This window comes from Achromobacter pulmonis, assembly GCF_002885955.2.
Lineage (GTDB): Bacteria > Pseudomonadota > Gammaproteobacteria > Burkholderiales > Burkholderiaceae_B > Achromobacter > Achromobacter pulmonis_A.
The window spans coordinates 712,571-720,601 of record NZ_POQS01000001.1 but is presented as its reverse complement, the minus strand read 5'-3'; the positions used below and the strand labels follow the sequence as shown (position 1 = coordinate 720,601).

Below are 8,031 nucleotides of genomic sequence, written 5' to 3'. Positions count from 1 at the left end.
AGCCGGGCTCCGCGGAGCCCGGCGCGAGAGACATCAGAAGATGTGGCGGAAGCCCACGGCGGCGCCGACCTGGTTGCTCTTGCCGGCGATTTCGCCGCTGGCGGCGTCGCTGACCTTGTTCCAGTCCACGGTGCCGTACAGCTGCGAGCGCTTGGACAGCGAGTACTCGGCCACGGCGACCAGCGCGTAGCGCTTGCCCTTGTCGCCTTCTTCCTCGACGTTCTTGCTCTGGTCGAAGTAGGCCGCGCCGGTGATGGCCCAGCGCGGCGTGGCCTGCCACGTTACGCCGGCGAAGTAGCCGTTGTCCTTGCGGTCCAGGTTGGCGGTGGTGGTGCCGCCCATGACGCCGTTGACCCAGCCGGTTTCGTCGCGGCCGTTGTAGTAGCCGACGAACAGCTTGGCGCCGTCGAACTGGTACGAGGCGTTCAGGTTCCAGACGCGCTGGCGCAGGTCGGAATCGGTGCCCGCGTAGGTCTGCTGGTATGCCGCGCCCAGGCCCAGCTGGCCGATGGTGTAGCGCAGGCTGGCGCCGTACTGCTGGCCGGCCTTGTGGTCGTCCCAGTCTTCGCCGTTGGCCCACGACAGCACCATGGACAGGTCGCCGAAGGTATTGGCGTACTTGGTCATGTTGTTGGTGCGCACGCGCGACATGGCGGCCGGCAGCCAGGCGTTCTGGTCGTAGTTGCCCACGGTCAGCGGATCGAAGGGAACCTCTGAACAAGTCCAACGAACCTGTCAGAATATAAGTTATTGAAAACAGTCCGATCCGAGTGAACCCGATGAGCCAGTTGAGTTTTTCCGAAGCCGAGTACGTTGGCAAACGCAAGAAAACGCGCCGTGAGAAGTTTCTGGCCAAGATGGAGCGTGCGGTGCCGTGGAAGCTCTTTGCCGATCTGGTCGATCCGCATTACCCCAAACCGGGCATCGGTCGTCCACCGTATCCGCTGGAAACGATGCTGCGCATCTACTTCATGCAACTGTGGTTTTCGCTGTCGGACCCGGCCATGGAAGAGACGCTGTACGACAGCTTTTCGATGCGCCAGTTTGCCAAACTGCCTGGAGGTCGTGTGCCGGACGAGACCACCATTTTGAACTTCCGTCATCTGCTCGAGCAGCACAACATTGCCGACCAAGCGCTTGAGGCGGTCAACCTGCTGTTGCAGGATCAAGGCATTCAGGTGCGCAAAGGCACCATTGTGGACGCCACAATTATCGATGCACCCAGCTCGACCAAGAACGCCAGCGGCACGCGGGACCCCGAGATGCATCAGACCAAAAAGGGAAACCAGTGGCACTTTGGGATGAAGGCCCACATTGGGGTTGATCTTCACAGCGGGCTGGTCCACACGGTGGTGGGCACCGCTGCCAATGAGCATGATGTTACTCAGGCGGCTGCGTTGCTGCATGGTGAAGAAACGTTGGCTTTTGGCGATGCCGGTTATCAAGGCGTAGACAAACGACCCGAGCACCAAGGGCGTGACGTAACCTGGCACATTGCCATGCGCCCCGGCAAACGGCGCGCCTTGGGTAACAGCGCAATTGATCGTTTGACGCAAAACATTGAGCGGGCCAAATCCAGTCTTCGAGCCAAGGTTGAGCATCCGTTTCGTGTCATCAAATGCCAATTCGGGTTTCGTAAAGTCAGATTCCGTGGACTGGCCAAGAACACTGCGCATTTGAAAATGTTGTTTACGCTGTCCAATATCTGGATGGCACGCCGCCCGTTGACGGCGGTGGCAGGGTAAGTGCGCCCAAAAAGCGCCAACAGGCCCGAAAACGGGCCTGATCGGGGTGCAAACAACCCGAAAGTGGCGATGATTTGAGCAGTTTTTAACCATTTTTGAATACTTTGGTCATGAGGTCGATTTTTGGATGTTTGAAATCGAGTTCTTCAGACCTTCCGAAGTAATCGGCCAGCAGGTCGAACATCGGCGTGTTCTGCAGGCCCAGGGTGAGCGTACCGATCTGGCCGCCGTCCAGGCCCACGTAGGCCAGGCGGCTGAAGGCCTTGCTGGTGTCCGAACCCCTGCCGTTCTGCAGGTTGATGCCGTTCTCCAGGCGGAAGAAGGCGCGGTTGCCGCCGCCCAGGTCTTCCGAGCCGCGCAGGCCCCAGCGGCTGTTGGAAATGGCGCCGTTCTCCATCGACACTCGGCTGCCGTCTTCGCCGACCGCGCCGGAGCTGGTGCTCAGGTAGCGGATGCTGACGTCGGCGATACCGTACAGGGTGACGCTGGTCTCGGCGGACGCCGTGCCGGCGGCCATGCCCAGGCCGGCAAGGGCGAGCGATAGGGTGATGCGTTTCATGCGGGTCTCCTCCTGATGTAGCTGTTCTTGGTTGCGCCGGGCTTGTGGCCCGGCCAGATGCGCGCGGCGGATCGCCGGGCGCCGGGCCGGCCGCTCCGACGCTTGGGGTAAGCGCGGGTCCGGGCGGCCGCCCAGGTGGCACAACTGAACCCATGCCGGCAAGCGGCATGGGCGCCTCGGGATTCTAGAAAAGTTGGCGCGCCAGCAGGGGACGGATTCGTTCGGCGTTTTCCCGGGTTTACAGAATCGCAAACCGCGAGAGCGCCGGAAAAATAAAAAACCCCGGTGCAAACCGGGGTTTTCGGGGCGAGGGGCCCGGCACTACAGCGTCATGTGCTGCGGCAGCCAGGTCGCTATGCCGGGCACCAGATAGAGCAGCAGCACGGCCAGGATCATCAGGAAGAACATCGGCATCGAGGCGCGCGCGATGTACGGCAATTCCCTGCCGCTCATGCCCGAAAGCACGAACAGGTTGAAGCCCACCGGCGGCGTGATCTGTGCCATTTCTACAACGAACACGATGAAAATGCCGAACCAGATCAGGTCCAGGCCGGCGGCCTGCACCGTCGGCAGCAGCACGCCCATGGTCAGCACCACGATGGAAATGCCGTCCAGGAAGCACCCCAGCACGATGAAGAACACCATCAGCGCCATGATCAGCCCGAATTGGGACAGGCCCAGGCCGCCGATCCACTCGGCCAGCGCGCGCGGCAGGCCGATGTAGCCCATCGCCAGCGTCAGGAACTGCGCGCCCGCCAGGATCAGCGCGATCATGCAGTACAGCCGGGTGGCGCCCAGCAGCGACTGCATGAAGCTGGAGCGGTTCAGCGAGCCCTGCAGCGCCGACAGGATCAGCGCGCCCACCACGCCCACCGCCGCGGCTTCGGTGGCGGTGGCGATGCCCGAATAGATCGAGCCCAGCACCGCCGCGATCAGCAGCAGCACCGGGATCAGGTGGCGCGAGCGCGACAGCTTCTGCATGAAGGTCAGGCCCGGATCGGCCGCCGGCACCGCCTTGGGATTGCGGATCGCCCACCAGGCGATATAGCCCATGAAGAGCCCGGCCAGCAGCAGGCCGGGCACGATGCCGGCGATGAACAGCTTGGCGATGGACACGTCCGCCGCCACCCCGTACACGATCATGATGATCGAAGGCGGGATGAGCAGGCCCAGCGTGCCGGCGCCCGACAGCGTGCCGAGGATCTTGTCCTCGGGGTAGCCGCGGCGCGTCAGCTCGGGGATGGTCATCTTGCCGACGGTGGCGCAGGTGGCCGCCGACGAGCCCGAGACCGCGGCGAAGATGGCGCAGCCGATCACGTTGGTGTGCAGCAGGCGGCCCGGCAGCCGGTTGAGCCAGGGCGCGAGGCCCTTGAACAGGTCTTCCGACAGGCGCGTGCGGAACAGGATTTCTCCCATCCACAGGAACAGCGGCAGCGCGGTCAGGGTCCAGCTGGAGGCCGCGCCCCAGATGGTGACGGCCATGGCGTCGCCGGCCGGACGGCTGGAGAGGATCTCCATGCCGATCCAGGCCGTTCCCGCCAGGGTCAGGCCGACCCAGACCCCGCAGCCCAGCAGCGCGAAGATCGAGACGACCAATAGGGTAATGACGAGAATTTCATTCATGGGTTTGCTGCGAAGTGGCGGCGGCCTGGCCGCGTAGGCGTCGGATCAGTTCGTCGATCAGGGCGACCAGGAACAGCACCGTGCCGATCGCCATGCTGATCTGCGGAATCCACAGCGGCGTGGCGTCGTTGGACGTGGAGATGTCGTTGAACTGCCATGAGTCGTACGTCAGCTTGATGCTGAAGAACGCGAAGGCGGCGGCCAGCACGCAGCCCACGGACAGCGCGAAGAGGTCCAGGCGGCGGCTGGCGGCCGGGTTGAGCGAATTGAGCAGCAGCGTCACACGGATGTGTTCGCCGTGCTTGAAGGTGCTGGACAGGGCGAGAAAGCCGGCGGCGGCCATGAAGTACCCGGCATAGGCGTCCGTGCCGGGGATGTTCATGTGGAGCTGGCGCGCGATGATCGCGGCCAGGAGCTTGTCAGAAATTTTGTGTGTGAGGCATAGCATGTCGACAAGGAGCATGAATGCCACGCAAGACCAAACCCACCGCTTTGGCGGACCAGGCGGCACAGCCGCAATTTCACATCCCGGCCGAGCTGCTTGACCAGTTGGTGACCGGGCCCATGACGCCGGGCCAAGTCCAAGGGCTGTTCGATCAGTTCAAGAAGTCAATTCTTGAGCGGGCGCTGGGCGCCGAGATGAGTCATCACCTAGGCTATGCGCCCGGCCAAGCCAAGCCCACAGGCGGATCAGCCAACCACCGCAACGGCAAGAGCACCAAGACCGTACTGACCGATGTGGGGGCGCTGCGCATCGATGTCCCACGCGATCGCGAAGGCAGCTTCGAGCCGCAGCTCATTGGCAAGCACGAGCGGCGCTTTACGGGTTTCGACGACAAGATCATCGCCATGTACGCACGCGGCATGACGGTGCGCGAGATCCAGGGTTTCCTGGCTGAGATGTACTCGGTGGACGTCTCGCCCGAGCTCATCAGCCGTGTCACCGATGAGGTGATGGGCGAGGTCACGGCCTGGCAGACACGGCCGCTGGAGGCGATGTACCCGGTGGTGTTCTTCGATGCGCTGCGGGTCAAGATTCGCGAGGATGCGGTGGTGCGCTCCAAGGCCGTCTACCTGGCGCTGGGCGTACTGCCTGACGGCTCGCGCGACATCCTGGGAATCTGGATCGAGAACACCGAGGGGGCGAAGTTCTGGATGAAGGTCTTCAACGATCTGAAGACGCGCGGGGTGCAGGACATCCTGATTGCCGTCACCGACGGCCTCAAGGGCATGCCAGAGGCGCTGGGCGCAGTGTTCCCGGCGACGACGCTGCAGACCTGCATCGTGCACCTGATCCGGGGTGGCCTGGACTTTGCGTCATGGAAAGACCGCAAGGCGCTGGCCGCAGCCATCAAACCCATCTACACCGCGGTGAGCGCCGAGGCGGCCGAGGCCGAGTTGGATGCGTTTGCGGCCGGCCCCTGGGGGCAGCGGTTCCCGACCGTGGTCAGCGCCTGGCGCCGGGCCTGGGACAAGGTCATCCCGTTCTTCGCCTTCCCGCCCGAGGTGCGGCGCGTGATCTACACCACCAACGCCATCGAGAGCGTGAACGCACGGCTGCGCAAGATCATCAAAACGCGCGGCCACTTCCCCAGCGACGAGGCGGCCACCAAGCTGATCTGGCTGGCGCTGCGCAACATCACCGCGGACTGGGGGCGGGCGGCCAACCACTGGAAATCAGCGATGAACCAATTTGCGATCCTCTACGAGGACCGATTTACCAGATCGGGCCAGTAAGATCACCAAGCCGCCTCACGATTGAGTGACGGATTCAACAGCCTCACACACAGAAATCCTGACACTCCCGCGGCCAGCACCGAAACCAGTACGCCGATCGTGCACAGGCCGGCCAGCAGGCCGGCCGCGCCGTAAAGACCATCTAGAAAGCGGCGCATGGAAATATCACTGCTTCTTGTAGGCGTCGATCATGGCCTGGCCGTCCGCGCCGGCCTTCTTGAGCCAGTCATCCAGCATGCGCTTGCCGATTTCCGACAGGCCCGACTTCAGTTCGGCGGTGGGCTGGATGGTCTCCATGCCGTTCTTGGCCAGTTCCTGCTGGTACCACTTGTTCTTTTCCTGCGACAGTTTCCAGCCGCGTTCCTCGGCCTGCGCGCCGGCCTTCTTCAGCGCGGCCTGGGTGGCCGGATCGAGCGCGTCGAACGCCTTCTTGTTGACGATGATGGCGTTCTTGGGCAGCCAGGCCTGGGTGTCGTAGAACTTCTTGATGTACTCGTAGGTCTTGGTGTCGTAGCCGGTGGAGGCCGAGGACATGTAGGAATCGATCACGCCGGTGGCCATGGCCTGCGCCAGTTCGGCCTGCTGCACCGTCACCGGCTGGGCGCCGACCAGTTCGGCGATCTTGGCCGTCACGGGGCTGTAGGCGCGCCACTTCAGGCCCTTCATGTCGGACACCTGCTTGATGTCGCGGTTGGCGAAAATGCCCTGGGGCGGCCAGGCCACGGCGTACAGCAGCGTCATGCCGTGCGCGTTCAGCTTCTTCTCCAGGAACGGCTTCTGCGCCTGGTACAGCTTGAACGAAGCGTCGTAGCCGGTGGCCAGGAAGGGCAGGCCGTCGAGTTCGTAGACCGGATCTTCGTTGGCGAAGTTGGTCAGCAGGATTTCGCCGATCTGGGCCTGGTTGCCCTGCACCGCGCGCTTGATCTCGGGCGCCTTGTACAGCGAGGCGTTGTTGTGCAGCGTGATCTTCAGCTTGCCTTGCGACAGCGTGTCGACGTCCTTGATGAAGGAGGTCAGGTTTTCGACGTGGAAGTTGCTGGCCGGGTAGGCGCTGGGCAGGTCCCATTTGGTCTGGGCCTGCGCGCCCGCGCTGAACGCCAGGACGATGCTGCCGGCCAACAGGGAAAGTTTCGGTTCATCGAGTATTACCGGGGAAGGCTGCGCGGATTTTCAGGAAGAAGTACTCCTGATCGCGGTAGCCGTAAGCGCGGCGCTTGATGACCTTGATGGTGTTGTTGATACCCTCAACGATGCTGGTGTTCAAGGGATGGCGGCATCTGGCCAGGATGCCGTGCAGGTACGCTTTGAGACGCTGAGCAAAGGTACTGAGCGCGTCAATGCCGCTGCACTCGGCCTGCTCACACCACTGCTCCCAGGCCTGTTGAGCCCAGGCGGGCTTGCGATAGAACCACAGCCGCTTGAGCTCATCACGCAAGACATAGACGGTGAGTAACGGCTGATTGGCGTGCAGCAATTCATCGAGCCGCACGCGCTGCTGGCGATCCAGGTTGTCTCGGTTGCGTAGCAGCAGCCAGCGGCTGGACTTGATGACTTTGCGCGCCGGGCGATCCTGCCGGAGTCGATTGGCTTGATCAACGCGCACCCGATCGATGACCTCACGCCCGTACTTGGCCACGACATGGAACAGGTCGTAGACGATCTCGGCTTGCGGGCAGTGCGCGCGGATCTCCAGTTCGTAGGCGGTGGTCATGTCGATGGCCACCGCCTTGATGCGTTGGGCGGCACCTTCGGGCAGTTGCTCGAAGAAGGCCCGTGCCGTCTCGCGCGAGCGGCCCAGACCAAGCCACAGCACCTGGCGGCTGGTGGGGTCGACCACGACGGTGGCATACCGATGGCCCTTGTGCAGGGCAAACTCATCCATTGCCAGGTATTCGATACGCGACCAGTCCGGCTCCGGGATCGATGCACGCAGTCGCGCCTTATCCACCGTCTTGACCGTGTGCCAGCCCAGATCAAAGAACCTGGCCACCGCCTGCACGTTGCTCGATTGCAGCAGTTGGCTGCAGGCTTGTGCCAGCCGATCCGTGACACGCTGATAGCGTCCCAGCCAGCCGAGCCGCTCCAGACGCGGGCCGCCGCACCGCTCACACCAAAGCCGCCGTCGCGGCACATGCAGCACCACCCGATACTCGAACAAGGGCAGGTCGCGCACGCGTCGCACCGTCGTCTCGTGCACCTGGCGACACCGCGCGCCGCACTGCTCGCAATGCATGGCCTTGGCCGTGGGCTTGAGATACAGCGACACCGTGCGCCCATCGCCTTCAGGCCACACCACGCGATCCACCCGATAGCCGTCCCAGCCACCCAGGGACTCCAACAGCTTGCGATCCAGCATCGTCCGATCCT

6 protein-coding genes and 3 pseudogenes are annotated in these 8,031 nt (G+C 63.3%); 2 read left to right on the top strand and 7 right to left on the bottom strand.

Features of this window, described 5'->3' with window-relative positions; all coding sequences use genetic code 11:
- Positions 1-33 precede the first annotated feature (33 nt).
- Positions 34-705: pseudogene (locus C1I89_RS03280) on the bottom strand (porin); the annotation flags it as partial.
- 74 nt (positions 706-779) lie between these two features.
- On the opposite strand from C1I89_RS03280, the gene C1I89_RS03275 reads away from it, so the two are divergent.
- Positions 780-1,745, top strand: a complete 966-nt coding sequence (locus C1I89_RS03275) for an IS5 family transposase (protein ID WP_102770808.1) — start codon at positions 780-782, stop codon at positions 1,743-1,745.
- Positions 1,746-1,902: 157 nt separating this feature from the next.
- Here the strand turns inward: C1I89_RS03275 and C1I89_RS03270 are convergent.
- From C1I89_RS03270 to C1I89_RS03260, 3 genes and pseudogenes are all read right to left on the bottom strand, one after another.
- A pseudogene (locus C1I89_RS03270) lies at positions 1,903-2,304 on the bottom strand (porin); the annotation flags it as partial.
- A gap of 321 nt (positions 2,305-2,625) precedes the next feature.
- Positions 2,626-3,927 carry a TRAP transporter large permease gene (locus C1I89_RS03265; RefSeq protein WP_102771343.1) on the bottom strand — a complete coding sequence of 434 codons (1,302 nt, stop codon included), beginning with the start codon at positions 3,925-3,927 and terminating at the stop codon, positions 2,626-2,628.
- Positions 3,920-4,390 (bottom strand): TRAP transporter small permease, encoded by a 471-nt coding sequence (locus tag C1I89_RS03260; RefSeq protein WP_102771342.1) that lies wholly within the window; start codon positions 4,388-4,390, stop codon positions 3,920-3,922. Before C1I89_RS03260 ends, C1I89_RS03265 begins: the two co-directional genes overlap by 8 nt.
- 2 nt (positions 4,391-4,392) lie before the next feature.
- Here C1I89_RS03260 and C1I89_RS03255 point away from each other — a divergent pair, with 2 nt between their 5' ends.
- Positions 4,393-5,664 (top strand): IS256 family transposase, encoded by a 1,272-nt coding sequence (locus tag C1I89_RS03255; protein WP_047350851.1) that lies wholly within the window; start codon positions 4,393-4,395, stop codon positions 5,662-5,664.
- 68 nt (positions 5,665-5,732) lie between these two features.
- On the opposite strand, the pseudogene C1I89_RS03250 reads toward C1I89_RS03255, so the two are convergent.
- The 3 genes and pseudogenes from C1I89_RS03250 to C1I89_RS03240 all read right to left on the bottom strand — a co-directional run.
- Positions 5,733-5,822, bottom strand: a pseudogene (locus C1I89_RS03250) (TRAP transporter small permease); the annotation flags it as partial.
- Between the two features lie 7 nt (positions 5,823-5,829).
- Positions 5,830-6,810 (bottom strand): TRAP transporter substrate-binding protein, encoded by a 981-nt coding sequence (locus C1I89_RS03245; protein ID WP_102771341.1) that lies wholly within the window; start codon positions 6,808-6,810, stop codon positions 5,830-5,832.
- The gene (locus C1I89_RS03240; protein WP_102770835.1) at positions 6,800-8,020 is read right to left on the bottom strand and encodes an ISL3 family transposase; all 1,221 of its coding nucleotides are present in this window, start codon (positions 8,018-8,020) and stop codon (positions 6,800-6,802) included. Before C1I89_RS03240 ends, C1I89_RS03245 begins: the two co-directional genes overlap by 11 nt.
- Positions 8,021-8,031: the final 11 nt, after the last annotated feature.